Annotated in this window: 14 protein-coding genes; 13 read left to right on the top strand and 1 reads right to left on the bottom strand. The window is 55.5% G+C overall.

The genetic code is table 11. The annotated features are described in order from the left end of the window. Positions 1-19 precede the first annotated feature (19 nt). Complete coding sequence (locus NWF31_RS03125; protein ID WP_258359050.1) at positions 20-619, bottom strand: phosphatase PAP2 family protein; 600 nt, start codon at positions 617-619, stop codon at positions 20-22. Positions 620-714: 95 nt separating this feature from the next. On the opposite strand from NWF31_RS03125, the gene NWF31_RS03120 reads away from it, so the two are divergent. The 13 genes from NWF31_RS03120 (at position 715) to trpA (ending at position 13,074) form a co-directional block, all read left to right on the top strand. Continuing rightward, positions 715-1,470: a pseudouridine synthase gene (locus tag NWF31_RS03120; RefSeq protein ID WP_258359049.1), complete on the top strand. Its 756-nt coding sequence runs from the start codon at positions 715-717 to the stop codon at positions 1,468-1,470. A 22-nt stretch (positions 1,471-1,492) separates the two neighbouring features. Beyond that, complete coding sequence (gene cobO / locus NWF31_RS03115; RefSeq protein WP_340674348.1) at positions 1,493-2,023, top strand: cob(I)yrinic acid a,c-diamide adenosyltransferase; 531 nt, start codon at positions 1,493-1,495, stop codon at positions 2,021-2,023. A 119-nt stretch (positions 2,024-2,142) separates the two neighbouring features. Beyond that, the gene (gene ilvC, locus NWF31_RS03110; RefSeq protein ID WP_258359048.1) at positions 2,143-3,135 is read left to right on the top strand and encodes a ketol-acid reductoisomerase; all 993 of its coding nucleotides are present in this window, start codon (positions 2,143-2,145) and stop codon (positions 3,133-3,135) included. Positions 3,136-3,294: 159 nt separating this feature from the next. Next, a complete protein-coding gene (locus NWF31_RS03105) occupies positions 3,295-5,313 on the top strand; it encodes a sodium-translocating pyrophosphatase (protein WP_258359047.1) in 2,019 nt (672 codons plus the stop codon). A 158-nt stretch (positions 5,314-5,471) separates the two neighbouring features. Beyond that, positions 5,472-5,882, top strand: a complete 411-nt coding sequence (locus NWF31_RS03100; RefSeq protein ID WP_258359046.1) for a HutP family protein — start codon at positions 5,472-5,474, stop codon at positions 5,880-5,882. Between the two features lie 54 nt (positions 5,883-5,936). Further along, positions 5,937-6,341: a chorismate mutase gene (gene aroH / locus NWF31_RS03095; protein WP_258359045.1), complete on the top strand. Its 405-nt coding sequence runs from the start codon at positions 5,937-5,939 to the stop codon at positions 6,339-6,341. 183 nt (positions 6,342-6,524) lie between these two features. After that, positions 6,525-8,009 carry an anthranilate synthase component I gene (gene trpE, locus NWF31_RS03090; RefSeq protein ID WP_258359044.1) on the top strand — a complete coding sequence of 495 codons (1,485 nt, stop codon included), beginning with the start codon at positions 6,525-6,527 and terminating at the stop codon, positions 8,007-8,009. Further along, a complete protein-coding gene (pabA, locus tag NWF31_RS03085) occupies positions 7,990-8,565 on the top strand; it encodes an aminodeoxychorismate/anthranilate synthase component II (RefSeq protein WP_258359043.1) in 576 nt (191 codons plus the stop codon). Before trpE ends, pabA begins: the two co-directional genes overlap by 20 nt. A gap of 29 nt (positions 8,566-8,594) precedes the next feature. Beyond that, on the top strand, positions 8,595-9,614 hold the full coding sequence (gene trpD / locus NWF31_RS03080; RefSeq protein ID WP_258359042.1) for an anthranilate phosphoribosyltransferase: 1,020 nt from the start codon (positions 8,595-8,597) through the stop codon (positions 9,612-9,614). Continuing rightward, positions 9,614-10,390, top strand: a complete 777-nt coding sequence (gene trpC / locus NWF31_RS03075) for an indole-3-glycerol phosphate synthase TrpC (protein ID WP_258359041.1) — start codon at positions 9,614-9,616, stop codon at positions 10,388-10,390. The genes trpD and trpC overlap by 1 nt, the downstream gene beginning before the upstream one ends. A 20-nt stretch (positions 10,391-10,410) precedes the next feature. Continuing rightward, positions 10,411-11,058 carry a phosphoribosylanthranilate isomerase gene (locus tag NWF31_RS03070; RefSeq protein WP_258359040.1) on the top strand — a complete coding sequence of 216 codons (648 nt, stop codon included), beginning with the start codon at positions 10,411-10,413 and terminating at the stop codon, positions 11,056-11,058. Positions 11,059-11,096: 38 nt separating this feature from the next. Continuing rightward, on the top strand, positions 11,097-12,302 hold the full coding sequence (gene trpB / locus NWF31_RS03065) for a tryptophan synthase subunit beta (protein ID WP_258359039.1): 1,206 nt from the start codon (positions 11,097-11,099) through the stop codon (positions 12,300-12,302). Continuing rightward, positions 12,292-13,074: a tryptophan synthase subunit alpha gene (trpA, locus tag NWF31_RS03060; RefSeq protein WP_258359038.1), complete on the top strand. Its 783-nt coding sequence runs from the start codon at positions 12,292-12,294 to the stop codon at positions 13,072-13,074. Before trpB ends, trpA begins: the two co-directional genes overlap by 11 nt. The last annotated feature ends 81 nt before the right edge of the window (positions 13,075-13,155 follow it).

Raw genomic sequence — 13,155 nt, 5'->3', positions numbered from 1 at the left:
GGGTTTTCCTCCCGGTATTTTAACCTTCTTGCCACCAGGCCAGAAAAATGGCCAGGATGCTAATTCCGGCCGCATAACCGGCCAGGACATCGGTAGGATAGTGCACACCAAGATAGAGACGGCTAAAACCCAGCAAAAGCAAAAAAATGACGGTAACCATAGCCACGTGGCTACGGCAGCTCGGCGGGCAGATTTTAAACAGCCATACGGCCAGGAGGCCAAAGAAAACGGTTCCCATCATGGCGTGCCCGCTGGGGAAACTGAATCCCAGCGCCGCTTCCAGGTGTCCCAGATTGGGCCTGGGACGTTGAAAAAGATTTTTTAACCATATCATCAATCCCCAGGTTAAATTCATGATAATTAACACGGCACCGGCCCCCTGCCAGCGCCGAAGGGTATAGTAGGCCAGGCAGAGTGCAGCCGTGGCGGGATAGAAGAAGGCCGCAGTGCCGAAGAAAGTGATAAACCTAAAAAAGCCGGTGGCCACTGGATCTCGTTGGTCCATTATGGCCGCCAGTACCAGGACTTCGAAAGGGGTAACATGAAGTATGACGGCGGCCAGCAGGAAAAAGATAAAGGCCATAGCCAGGCTGATTAGGATAAAACGGCGAAGGGACAACCTTATAACTCCTTTATACTTTTATGAAAATAGTGTAGCACTATTGCCTTATAAGAGGAATTATGATAGCATAATAACGTTACCGGAGGGCTTTTATGCGTTTGCAAAAATTCCTGGCCCATACAGGGGTTGCTTCCCGGCGGCATGCCGAGGAGATGATCCGGGCCGGCAGGGTAAAGGTTAACGGCCGAACTGTTACGACCATGGGCTTCCAGGTAAAGGTGGGCCGGGATGAGATAACCGTTGATGGCCGGCCCGTAAACGGGTCCGTGGAGAAGGTTTATATCTTGCTTTATAAGCCGCCCGGCGTTGTGACAACAGTCAACGATCCCCAGGGAAGGCCAACAGTGATTGACCTGGTTAAGGATATAAGTGTTAGATTATATCCCGTAGGCCGCCTGGATTTTGCTACCGAAGGCCTTCTATTACTTACCAATGATGGCGAATTAACCTTAAGGCTCACCCATCCGCGCTATCGCATACCAAAAACTTATCTGGCCCTGGTTAAAGGAGTGCCGGATAAGAATACTATTAACCATTTACGCCGGGGTGTCAAGCTGGAAGATGGCCTCGCTAAACCGGAAGAAGTGCGGCTCCGGCGGATTGATAAGGGCAATGCCGTGCTGGAAATGACCTTACGGGAAGGACGCAAGCGGGAAGTAAGACGTATGCTGGCCACAACAGGCCACCCCGTAATCTGGCTGAAGCGCATAAAGTTTGCTTTTCTTACCCTTAAAGATTTAAGACCTGGTGAACACCGCATGCTAACCCCTGCCGAAGTAGCCCGGCTTTATAGCCTGGTGGGGTTGGAATTCTCTCCTACCCCCGCGGATACTGGTGTGGTAAAATAGGGCAACAAAGGGGGGAGAATATCTGTCAGGTTTAGAACAAGGGCTGGTACAGGTCTATACCGGCGATGCCAAAGGTAAAAGTACGGCCGCCTTCGGCCTGGCCCTGAGGGCCTGCGGCCACGGGCTGAAGGTACTTATTGTCCAGTTTATGAAAACGCCGGACTACGGCGAACATAAAGCCTTCCGGCGGCTGGCGCCGGAAGTAGAGGTAAAAACATTCGGGCGTAAAGGTTTTATCCACCGGGGCGGCGCCAGGCAGGAAGATTATGAGCAGGCCAGGGCAGCCCTGGCCTTTGCCCGGGAAGCCATGCAAAGGGGCAGCATAGACGTCCTCATCCTGGATGAAATAAACAACGCCCTCTATTACGGTCTCCTGGCAGAAGAGGAAGTCCAGGTTTTCCTGAAAGAGAAACCGGCACAGGTTGAAGTGGTTCTCACCGGTCGCAATGCCCCGCCGGGGATTATTGCTGCCGCCGATCTGGTAACAGAAATGCGCCAGATTAAACATCCTTACGAAAAAGGGATAAAGGCCAGGAAGGGGATCGAATACTAAGATTTAAGAAGATGAATTTTACTTCCCGGGCAGGAATTTCCGCATCAGGTGCGAATATGTAGGCTAATACTTTTTACAGGAGGTGAATTCCTGGCCGGCTTTTGAGGGCCAGGAGAGAAGTGGCCGTAGTGTATTATGAACAGGATGCCGACCTGGGCGTCCTTAAAGGTAAGAAAATCGCTGTGATGGGCTATGGCAGCCAGGGACATGCCCAGGCTCAGAACTTAAAGGACAGCGGCCTGGATGTAATTGTAGGCCTGCGCCCGGGCAGCAAATCGTGGGCAGCGGCTGAGACGGCGGGTTTAAAGGTCACGACGGTGGCCGATGCCGCAGCTGCGGCCGATATTATCCAGATCTTGCTTCCCGACGAAACCCAGGCCAGGGTCTACCGCGAGGAGATTGCACCGCACCTTACCGCAGGCAAAGTACTTATGTTTTCCCACGGGTTTAATATTCATTTCAACCAGATTGTGCCGCCGGCGGATGTAGATGTCATTATGGTTGCTCCCAAAGGCCCCGGTCACCTGGTACGCCGTATGTATGTCGAAGGCCAGGGAGTGCCGGCCCTGCTGGCCGTTTACCAGGATGCCAGCGGCAGGGCCAAAGAAATCGGCCTGGCTTATGCAAAAGGTATAGGCGCAGCCAGGGCCGGGGTTATAGAAACCACTTTTAAAGAGGAAACGGAAACCGACCTTTTTGGTGAACAGGCGGTTCTTTGCGGCGGGGCAACGGCCCTGGTCAAGACCGGCTTCGAGATCCTGGTGGAAGCGGGTTACCAGCCGGAGATCGCTTACTTTGAATGCCTGAACGAGCTGAAACTTATTGTCGACCTCATGTATGAGGGCGGCATCAAATATATGCGCTATTCCATCAGCGACACGGCTGAGTACGGCGATGTCACCAGGGGACCCAGGATTATCGATGACCATGTCCGGTCTACCATGAAGGCTATCCTTAAGGAGATCCAGGACGGCGTCTTTGCCCGGGAGTGGATCCAGGAAAACCAGGCAGGAAGACCCAGCTTTAACGCTTTGAGGAAAAAGGAACGGGAGCATCTCATCGAACAGGTCGGCGACACTTTACGGGAAATGATGCCCTGGCTGAAAAAGTAATAAACGGTAAAGCAGTCAGGAAGCAAACGGGGTAAGGAGAAGCCCTGGGAATTTCCCGGGGCTTTAATATTAATTTATCTTTAGAAAGGAGTGGCTAAGGTATAGTTTGGTAATAATTAAAGCGAATAAAGTAAAATCTTTCAAAGGGGAGGAAGATATGTGGAACTCGTAGCACCTGTAGCAGGTATACTGGCGCTTGTTTTTGCCTTATACCTCACCAACAAGATTAACAGGGCCGATCCGGGAAATGCGCGTATGCAGGAGATAGCCGGTGCCATTCACGAAGGGGCCATGGCATTTTTAATGCGGGAATACCGCACCCTCATCTTTTTTGTCCTGGGCATGGTGGCTTTAATCGTAATTACCGGCCTTTTTACCAAGGGTGCTGAAAGCATGCAGCCGGTAACGGCCGTTGCCTATGTGGCTGGAACTCTCTGTTCTATCGGGGCCGGCTATATTGGCATGCAGGTTGCGACGAAGGCCAACGTCCGGACGGCTAACGCCGCCCGTCACAGTTCTAATGCCGCCCTGGAGATAGCCTTTTCCGGCGGCTCGGTTATGGGTATGGCGGTAGTAGGCCTCGGCCTTTTAGGCCTTGGTATTGTTAATCTTATCTTCAAAAATCCCAGCATCGTCAATGGTTTCGCCCTGGGGGCCAGTTCCATTGCCCTTTTTGCCCGGGTGGGCGGTGGTATTTATACCAAGGCGGCCGATGTGGGCGCCGACCTGGTGGGTAAAGTAGAAGCAGGTATACCAGAAGATGACCCACGCAATCCCGCAGTGATTGCCGATAACGTCGGCGATAACGTCGGCGATGTCGCGGGAATGGGGGCCGATCTTTTCGAATCATACGTTGGTTCCATTATTTCCGGTATTGCCCTGGCGGCAGCTTTGAATATCCCTAATGGCACCTTTGTACCCCTGTTGATTGCCGCTACCGGTATTGTATCCTCCATTATCGGCGCTTTCTTTGTCCGGACCGGCGAGGGGGCTAATGCCCAGAAGGCTTTGAATACCGGTACCATGGTAGCAAGTATCCTGGCAATTATCGGGATATTCCTGGCCACCCGCATGTTACCCTCTCAATTTGTTGTCGGTTCTACCACCTATACATCCCTTGGGGTATTTATAGCCAGCATAGCCGGCCTTATTGCCGGGGTTCTTATTGGACGTTTTACCGAATATTATACTTCCGGCGATTACGAGCCGGTCAGAGAAATTGCCAAAGCTTCCCAGACAGGTACCGCCACCAACATTATCGAGGGCTTTAGTACCGGCATGTTGAGTACTGTATTACCCATCCTGGTAATTATCATTGCTATCCTTGCTGCCTATCATTTTGCCGGCCTTTACGGTATTGCCCTGGCGGCAGTCGGGATGCTGTCAACGACCGGAACTACAGTGGCCGTAGACGCCTATGGACCAATTGCCGATAATGCCGGCGGCATTGCCGAAATGGCAGAGCTGGATCCCAAAGTGCGCAAGATTACCGATGCCCTGGATTCTGTAGGTAATACAACTGCTGCCATTGGTAAAGGTTTTGCTATTGGCTCGGCAGCTTTGACGGCCCTGGCCCTGTTTTCCGCCTATACTTCTACTGCCAGGATTACTGCCATTAATCTAACTGACCCGAAAGTAGTTAGCGGCCTCTTTATCGGCGGTATGCTGCCATTCCTTTTTGCGGCTTTGACCATGAAAGCGGTGGGGCGGGCTGCCTTCCACATGATTGAAGAAGTGCGCCGGCAGTTCAAGACTATCCCGGGCTTAATGGAAGGCAAAGCGCGGCCGGACTATGCTCGCTGCGTAGCCATCAGCACGGGAGCGGCCTTGAAAGAAATGATCGTTCCGGGCCTCCTGGCAGTAGCGGTTCCCCTGGCGGTGGGGCTAATCCCCGGCCTGGGTAAAGAAGCCCTGGGGGGGCTGCTTGCCGGGGCTTTGGTTACGGGCTTTTTACTGGCTGTAATGATGGCAAATGCCGGCGGTGCCTGGGATAACGCCAAAAAATATATTGAAAGCGGGAATTATGGCGGTAAAGGCTCACCGGCCCATGCAGCGGCTGTCAATGGTGATACCGTCGGTGACCCCTTTAAAGATACTTCGGGTCCTGCCATGAACATTCTAATTAAGCTTATGACCATTGTGGCCCTGGTATTTGCTCCTTTGTTTATGCAGCTATAGGAGTTCCCCTTTAACAATACAATATTTATTTCTTTTTATTTACAATTAAGCCCTTTTATCCTTATTTAAAGGATAGAGGGCTTTTCCTGCCATCAACTGCTTGCAGGGCCCGTTGCAATGTAATATAATCGGCTCAAAGAAAAGACGGGTGATGAAAAATGGATTATGGTAGTAAAAAGGTTGCGGCAGTGGCTATTAAGATGGCACTTTCGGAGACACGGGAAGAAGAGGCGCGTTTGAAAAAGGAGTATGCAGCCGCTGGTATTTATACTGCAGCCGTTGATTACGGCGGTGAATTTATTAATTCCGTGCAAAAAATCGTTGAAAGAGCAGTAGTAGCCGCTAAGAGGGAAGGAGTTATTAAAGAAACCCATCCCGAAGAAGGGGCCGTTGCCGGGGCAACCAGGGAAGCCCTTTCCCAGATTATGCCAAAAGCCCTGGGTTTGAATGTTGGCGGCAAAATTGGTATCGCCCGCTGGCATGACCACCTGAGTGTGGCCATTTTCTTCGGTATTGGCCTGTTGCACCTGGACGAAGTTGGTATCGGTTTGGGGCACAGGGCTGTATGAGGGAGCGGATGGCAGGCGTTCCAAGTAAAAAATTGCAGGATGGTAGGGGAAACTATGGAAGAAAATTGCCACGTCTTACCGACCGGAGGTAAACGGGAATCAAAGGGTATAAGAGTATGGGGTATACGCGGGGCAGTTGATGTGCCGGTGAATACGGCAACGGCCATTCTTGCAGCTACAGAGGGTTTGCTCCGCGAAATACAAACCCGGAACAGGCTGGTCGTAAAAGATATTATCAGCGCCTTTTTTACGGTGACGCCGGACCTCAACGCGGCCTTTCCCGCTGAGGCGGCCCGGCGCCTGGGCTGGCAGGAAGCAGCCTTGTTGTGCGCTACCGAAATACCGGTACCGGGGAGCCTGCCGGGGGTGGTCAGGGTTTTAATCCACGCCTATAGCGACCGGGAACCGGTCCACGTTTACCTGGGCCGGGCGGTGCAATTACGCCCTGATTTGGGTTAGCGCAAAGAAAACTATTGACAGGTATTTACTTTCCATGCTATGCTGTTAGCAATAATGGAATATATAGCCGAGTTGAGCCGAGTGGAGTTGGAGTTGAGCCTGGAGGAGAGGGAAGGAAAGTATACCAGACCAGGGCTCGCTTGAGCGCTGGTTTTTATTTTGCCTAAAAAGGAGGGGGGCACGGTGATCCGGCCTGACCGGCAAACCTTTCTGGACCTGGCCGCAAAGGTTCCATATATTCCCGTGTGGGCCGAGGTCCTGGCCGATACTGAAACCCCAATTTCCCTGTACCTGAGATTGGCCAATAAAACCCCCAGCTTTCTGCTGGAAAGCGTCGAGGGCGGGGAGAGGCTGGGACGTTATTCTATAATGGGCTTTGATCCACTGCTGGCCTTTATGATCCGATCCGGGAAAGCCTATTTAACCGCCCGGGGAGAAACCTACGTCCTCCCGGAAAAACCCCTGGCGGCTTTACGCCGTTTACTGGCGCGCCTTACCCTTCCGTTTGGTACCGGACCCCGTTTTATGGGTGGATTGGTAGGTTTCCTGGGTTACGATCTGGTCCGGGAAATAGAGAACTTGCCCGGCCATGCCGTGGATGACCTGCAACTGCCCTGTACCTATCTAACCCTTCACCGGGTGTTCCTCATCTATGACCACGTCCTGCGGACGGTCCGGGTGGCCTGCCTGGGCCGGGGCGGTAAAGATGCGGCAACCGCTTATGAAGAGGCCGTAGCTGTCGTCAAGTCCCTCGTTGGAGAATTGCAGCGTCCCGCCGGGACAGGGCGGCAGGACGGCAACCGGGTCAATGCCAACGGGTCTTGGCAGGCTAATATAACCAGGCAAGATTTCATCCGGAAGGTAGAAAAGGCCAAGGAATACATAGCTGCGGGGGATATCTTCCAGGTGGTCCTCTCCCAGCGCTTGAGCCTGCCCTTTGCCGGCGATACCCTGGCTGTTTACCGGCGGCTGCGCACCCTTAATCCTTCTCCCTATATGTTTTACCTGAACTTACCGGAAGTAAAACTGGTGGGGGCCTCCCCGGAAATGCTGGTCAGGGTAGAAGGTGGGAAGATTGACTACAGTCCCATTGCCGGTACCCGGCCCCGGGGCCGGACTCCCCGGGAGGACCAGGAGTTAACCCGGGAACTCCTGGCCAGTGAAAAGGAGCGGGCCGAACATCTAATGCTCCTGGACCTGGGTCGCAATGACATCGGCCGGGTGGCAGCTCCTGGAAGTCTCCAGATACCCCGGCAAATGGTAGTTGAATATTATTCCCACGTCATGCACCTGGTTTCCAGTATTACTGCCCGCCTGGCGCCGGGCAAGGACGCCCTGGACGCCCTGCTGGCCTGTTTCCCGGCGGGTACAGTAACCGGGGCCCCGAAGGTGCGGGCCATGGAGATCATTGCCGAACTGGAGCCAACGGCGCGGGGACCTTATGCCGGTGCCGTGGGGTATCTCGGCCTCCACGGCAACCTTGATACCTGTATTGCCATCCGGACCATTACTTTTACCCGGGGGCAGGCCTTTGTCCAGGCCGGTGCCGGTATAGTTGCCGATTCCGACCCGGCGGGTGAATATGAAGAAACCTTGAATAAAGCCCGGGCTTTGCTCCAGGTTCTGAATACCAGGGAGGAAGAGAATTATGCTGCTAATGATCGATAACTACGACTCCTTTACCTATAACCTGGTCCAGTATTTCCTGGAACTGGGACAGGAGGTGGTGGTGCGGCGTAATGACGCCATTACCCTGGAAGAAATTGCTGCCCTGCAGCCTGATTACCTGGTCCTTTCTCCCGGTCCCTGCACGCCTAATGAAGCGGGTATCTCCCTGGAGGCTATAACCGCCTTTGCCGGGAAAATTCCCATCCTGGGGGTTTGCCTGGGACACCAGAGTATAGCCCAGGCCTTTGGCGGCCGGGTAGTGCGGGCCGCGAGGCTGATGCACGGCAAGACCTCAACTATTACCCACAACGGTAAAACTATTTATCGTAACCTCCCCAATCCCTTCACTGCCACCCGTTATCATTCCCTGATAGTTGAAGAAGAGACCCTGCCGGACTGCCTGGAAGTCACAGCCCGCAGCGAAACCGGTGAATTAATGGGCTTGCGCCACCGCCACCTGGCGGTGGAAGGGGTCCAGTTCCACCCGGAATCCATCCTGACGACGGTGGGCAAGGAATTGCTGAAAAATTTTTTAGAAGAATACAAAGCCAGCTAAACTATCCTTTGCGAGGGGAGATGAGTAGAGTGTTAAAGTCCCTAATTGGCCAGGTTGTAACTGGTCAGGATTTAAGTGAGACCGAAGCTGAGCAAGCAATGGATATCATCATGACCGGCGAGGCCACCCCGGCCCAGATAGCTGCCTTTCTTACTGCCCTGCGCTTGAAGGGTGAAACGGTAGAAGAAATCACTGGCTTTGCCCGGAGCATGCGCCGCCGGGCAGCCACCCTGACCACCCGCCACCAGGTTTTTATTGACACCTGCGGGACCGGCGGTGACGGTCGCCATACTTTTAACATTTCCACCACGGCTGCCTTCGTTATTGCCGGCGCCGGGGTGGCCGTAGCCAAACACGGCAATCGTTCCGTATCCAGCCGCTGCGGCAGCGCCGATGTGCTGGAAGCCCTGGGAATCAAGGTTGACCTGCCGCCGGCAGCCGTGGCCCGCTGCCTGGATGAGGTGGGCATGGCCTTCCTTTTTGCCCCGGTATTCCACGGTGCCATGAAGTATGCCGCCGGCCCGCGCCGGGAAATCGGCATCCGCACCGTCTTTAACCTCCTTGGTCCCCTGACCAACCCGGCCGGTGCCCCCTGCCAGCTGGTAGGCGTCTATGATCCTTCTTTAACGGAAACAGTAGCCGCCGTCCTGGGGCGGCTGGGGAGCCGCCGGGCTTACGTGGTCCACGGCAGCGACGGCCTGGATGAAGTCACCACCACCGGACCTACGAAAATAACCTGCCTGGATCACGGTAGCCTCAGCACTTATAACTTTTATCCTGAAGATGCCGGCCTGCCCCGGGCTGGTTTAGAAGACCTGGCCGGGGGGACGGCAGCCGATAATGCTGCCATTACCCGCTCCGTACTGAAGGGCGAAAAGGGCCCGGCCCGGGACGTAGTTCTCCTCAATGCCGCCTTTGGCCTCCTAGCCGCGGGTGTAGAAAATTCCCTCCCGGCAGCCCTGGCTACAGCTGCAACGAGTATCGATTCCGGCGCCGCCATGGCCAAACTACAAGATATGACGGCCTGGATAGAAAGCTGGGCTGCCTGATGCTTGCGGAGATTTTGGCCAATAAACGCCGGGAAGTGGCGGTTACCAGGGAGCAAAGGCCCCTGGCCCGCTTGGAAAGGGAGGTAAAAAATTTACCCTTGACCGTGGATTTTAGCGCCGCCCTGCGGCGCCAGGGGGCCGGCCTGAACCTCATTGCCGAATTAAAGCAGGCTTCGCCTTCCCGGGGCCTGATCCGGGCCGCCTTTGACCTGGAGGAACAGGCCCGCCTTTATACAGCTGCCGGGGCGGCAGCCATTTCCGTATTAACAGATTGGCGTTTCTTTAAGGGTAAGCCGGAGTACCTGTCCCGGGTGCGGCAGGTAACCTCCCTGCCTCTACTCCGCAAGGATTTTATTGTTGACCCCTACCAGATTTATGAAGCCCGGGCTTTAGGGGCTGATGCTGTGCTGCTAATTGTTGCTGCCCTGGAGCCGGCAGAACTGCAGGAATACCTGGCCCTGGCGGATAGGCTTAAGCTGGGAGCCCTGGTAGAAGTCCATACAGAGGCAGAAGTTGAAGTAGCCCTCCAGGCCGGCGCCGGGATTATCGGCATCAATAACCGGGATTTACGGACCTTTAAAGTTGACTTGCATACCACCCTTGCTTTGCGGCCCTTGATCCCCCCGGGGCCCGTAGTGGTCAGTGAAAGCGGAATCATGAGCCGGGCCGATGCGGCCCTGGTTGCCGGGGCCGGCGTTGATGCCATCCTGGTGGGGGAAGCACTGATGACGGCGGGGGATGTAAAGTTAAAAGTTGCCGAGTTGAGTCTATCCTAAATCATAACAGGAGTGGCGTGATGATCAGGGTAAAAATTTGCGGCATCCGGAGCTATGAAGAAGCCCGGCTGGTCCTGGACGCCGGCGTCGATACTCTGGGTTTTGTCTTTGCCAGGAGTCCCCGGCAAGTAAACCCGGAAACCGCCCGGGAGATAATAATGAAGCTGCCGCCCTTTACCACGACGGTAGGCGTTTTCGTGAATGAGCCTCGCTACAGCCTCATGGAAATAGCCACCTTCTGCCGCCTGGATGTCCTCCAGCTCCATGGCGATGAGCCGCCAGAATACTGCCACGGCCTTTCCCAACGGGTTATTAAAGCCTTCCGGGTACGGGATGCCAGCTTTATCCAGGCCATAGACTCTTACCCGGAGGTACAGGGCTTCCTCCTGGATGCTTACGTCCCGGGGGTTGCCGGCGGCAGTGGCCGGACCTTTAACTGGGATCTGGCCAAAGATGCCGTGGCCCGGGGCCGGCCTATCATCCTGGCCGGGGGCCTGACACCCGAGAATGTTGGCACCGCCATCCGTACCGTGCGGCCCTATGCTGTCGATGTCGCCAGTGGCGTGGAAACAAACGGCCGCAAGGATCCGGCCAAAATAGTTTCATTTCTACAGGCTGTGAGGGAAGCTGAAGAGCAGGTCAGCCGTCCACCACTGCATCACCCCTAGCGAAGAGGTGAAAATACTGATACGGAGGTAAACGCAATATGGTATTACCAGACAGCCGGGGGCATTTTGGTCCCTACGGCGGGCGCTTCGTACCCGAAACCCTCATGCCGGCCCTTAAGGAAATCGAAAAGGCATACCGGGAGGCCAGGGAGGATCCCACCTTTCAAAGGGAATTAAAATATTACCTTGAGCAGTACGCCGGCCGGCCGACACCTCTATATTTCGCAGCCAATCTCACCAGGCACCTGGGCGGGGCCCGGGTTTACCTGAAACGCGAGGATCTTAACCATACCGGTTCCCACAAGCTGAATAACGCCCTGGGCCAGGCTTTACTCGCCCGGCGCATGGGCAAAAAACGCCTTATTGCCGAAACCGGTGCTGGCCAGCACGGGGTGGCCACAGCCACCGTTGCCGCCCTCCTGGGAATGGAATGCGAAATTTACATGGGGGAAGAAGATACCCGCCGCCAGGCCCTGAATGTCTTCCGCATGGAACTCCTGGGGGCCAGGGTAATTCCCGTGGCGGCCGGCAGCTGCACTTTAAAGGATGCCGTTAATGAAGCCCTGCGGGACTGGGTTACCAACGTCCGGACCACCTATTATCTAATCGGTTCAGTTGTTGGTCCCCACCCTTACCCCATGATGGTCCGGGACTTCCAGGCCGTCATCGGTGAAGAAACGCGGCAACAGGTCCTGGAGGCTTCAGGCCGCCTGCCAGACCACCTCATTGCCTGTGTTGGGGGGGGCAGCAACGCTATGGGCCTCTTTTATCCCTTTATCCAGGATGCCGGGGTCAAGATGTGGGGCGCTGAAGCGGCCGGGCGAGGGTTAAAAACCGGCCGGCATGCAGCCTCGTTAACTGCCGGCCGGCCCGGCGTCTTCCAGGGATCTTACAGTTATATCGTCCAGGACGAAAACGGCCAGATCAAGCCGGTATACTCGCTATCAGCCGGCCTCGATTATCCCGGTGTAGGACCGGAGCATAGCTACCTTAAAGACAGCGGGCGGGCCACCTATATGGCTATTACTGACGCCGAGGCCCTGGAGGCTTTTCAACTGTTGAGCCGTACCGAAGGCATTATCCCGGCCCTGGAAAGCGCCCATGCCGTAGCCCTGGCCATGAAAATGGCCCCCGGGTTATCACAGGAAGAAATTATCATTGTTAATCTCTCCGGCCGCGGCGATAAGGATGTCCAGCAAGTGGAGGCTGTGCTCCAGGAGGGAGGAGAAAACCATGGGTGTTGAAAGGATCAGCGCCGCCTTTGCCGCCCGGGAAAAGGAAGGGCGTAAAGCTTTAATCGTCTACCTCTGTGCCGGGGATCCTTCCCTGGAGGTGACGGCCGCAGCCGTGCAGGAACTGGCGGCAGCCGGGGTTGATATCATTGAGCTGGGGGTACCCTTCTCCGATCCTGTGGCCGATGGCCCGGTCATCCAGGCCGCCAGCACCCGCGCCCTGGCCAGGGGGACGAATTTAAGGAAGATCCTGGACCTGGTAAAGAATTTGCGCTCCCGGGTGAGCCTACCCCTGGTCCTCATGAGCTACTACAACCCCCTCCTCCAGTACGGCCTGGCAGGGCTGGCTGCCGACCTGGCCGCCGCCGGGGTAGACGGCCTGATCGTTCCCGACCTGCCCCTGGAAGAAAGCGCCCCTTTACGGGAAAAATTAGAAGCGGTAAAACTAGCTGCCATTCCCCTGGTGGCGCCGACGACGCCGGCAGAACGCCTGCAGCAAATTGCCGCGGCAGCGCAGGGCTTTATCTACTGCGTTTCCCTGACCGGGGTAACCGGGGCCAGGGAAAGCCTGCCCCCCGGGATTGCGGCGTATCTCGCCAGGGTGCGGGAGGCAACGGACCTCCCCCTGGGGGTAGGATTCGGCATCAGCCATCCTGAGCAAGCCAGGCTCCTGGCTCCCCTCTGCGACGGCATAATCGTCGGCAGCGCCGTCGTGCGGGCCCTCCATGAAGGAGGCCTGCCGGCAGCCGTGGAAGTTGTCCAAAGCTTACGCCAGGCTATATAAAAATGATAAAAAGGCCCCTTGCCAGGAGGGGGGCACTGTGCTATAGTCTAAATTGTAGTATGGTAGGGTAACACTGCAGGG

Source organism: Neomoorella sulfitireducens (genome assembly GCF_024733845.1).
GTDB lineage: Bacteria > Bacillota > DSM-521 > Neomoorellales > Neomoorellaceae > Neomoorella > Neomoorella sulfitireducens.
Note: the sequence above shows the minus strand (reverse complement) of the source record. Positions and strands in the feature narration are given on the sequence as shown.